This window comes from Streptomyces sp. UH6 (assembly GCF_013421635.1).
In the GTDB taxonomy this organism is placed as follows: domain Bacteria; phylum Actinomycetota; class Actinomycetes; order Streptomycetales; family Streptomycetaceae; genus Streptomyces; species Streptomyces abyssomicinicus.
This window is the reverse complement of record NZ_JACADT010001251.1, coordinates 1-1,389: the sequence shown is the minus strand read 5'-3', so window position 1 is coordinate 1,389 and position 1,389 is coordinate 1. Positions and strand designations below refer to the sequence as shown.

At 76.8% G+C, this 1,389-nt stretch carries 1 pseudogene; it reads left to right on the top strand.

Annotation, left to right across the window (positions count from 1 at the left end):
• Positions 1-16 precede the first annotated feature (16 nt).
• Positions 17-1,389, top strand: a pseudogene (locus HW445_RS31015) (hypothetical protein); the annotation flags it as partial.

Sequence of the window (1,389 nt, the reverse complement as noted above, 5' to 3'; positions counted from 1 at the left end):
GCTTCAGTTGGCGCGCATGTCGCCACAGGTGCAGGACGTCGTGTTCGACCGGCTGGAGGCTCGGCTGACCACTCCCGTCCTCGATCGGCTGCTGGAGGCCGTGGAGGAGACGGAGGACGCGGGGCCGCTGCCGGCCCGGGCCGCGGCGGCTCCGTCGGCCGTGCCCGGCGGCGCGGAGGACATCGAGGAGGAGCGGGAGCACGCCTCGAAGGAGCGGCAGAAGACGGACGCGCAGGCGGACGCCGCCCGTGAGCGGGACGGCGAGGAGGGGGCGGGACCCGGCGACCTGGCCGAGGCCGACGGCAGGGATCGGGGAAGCGGAGACCCGGACGGTGCCCCGTCCCACGGGCACGGCGCCACCCCGGCGCGTGAGGAATCCGCCGGGAGGCAGCGGGAACGGGCGCAGGAGCGTCAGGAGGAACGGAATTCCTCCGGCCGGGACGCGCAGCAGGACGCCTCCGACGAACGCCGCGACGCGGCGGCCCACGAGACGGAACAGAAGGAGCAGGACCAGCGGGAGGCGGAGCGGGAAGCGGACGGGGACACGGAGGAGGCCACGCCCGAGCCGGAGAGGCAGGCCGGTGACCAGGACCCGGGGCAGGCGGAGAGCGTCCGGCAGAAGTCCTCCGCACCGGCGGCGGTGGACCGGAGCGGAGCCGAGCCGGGCGGAAGCCCGCGAACCGGCGGCGCCGTCGGTTCGCCCCGCACCATGGGCGACCCCGAGAACCAGCAGGACGCCGACGACGAGCCGCTGGGCCTCGACGCGGAGTCGGTCGGGGACGGGACCGAACCGGACACCGACGAGCCCGCGAGCGACGGCCGCGCCGATGACGCCGACACCGCGCCGTCGGGTGGGGACACCGCGACAGACCCGCGGCTGTTCGTGCGGCGCAAACGCGGAGAACCCCGTCCTCCCTCCCTCACGGTCTCCGACGACCCGGTGGTGGCCGACGCGGCGGAGGACACCGCCGAGCCCACGGCTGCCTCCGCCGATGCCACGCGCACCGACGAGGACCAGGCCGAGGACCGGGCCGTCCAGGAGCTCGTGCGGAGCGCCGTCTCCGACCAGGATTCCGCGGAGGAGGCCACAGCGGCCTGGGCAGGGCCGTCCCCGGGCGCCGGAGCACCGGGGACCTCGGCGGCCCTCCCCGGCGAGGACGTCGGCAGGGAGCGCGCGGAGGAGCGTCAGGAGGACGCCGCGGCCGCGCGGCGTGAGGAGGAGGCCCGCGCGGACGACGTGTCCGGGCAGAGCGCCCTTCCCGCCGCCGGCGAGGCGGCCGGGCCGGACCGGTTGGCCAAGTCGGAGGAGGACGCCCGCACGCTGACGGGTGCTTCGTCGTCGGACGGCGGAGGCCACAGCGGTGGGGCAGGCGGCAGCCAAGCCGGGGC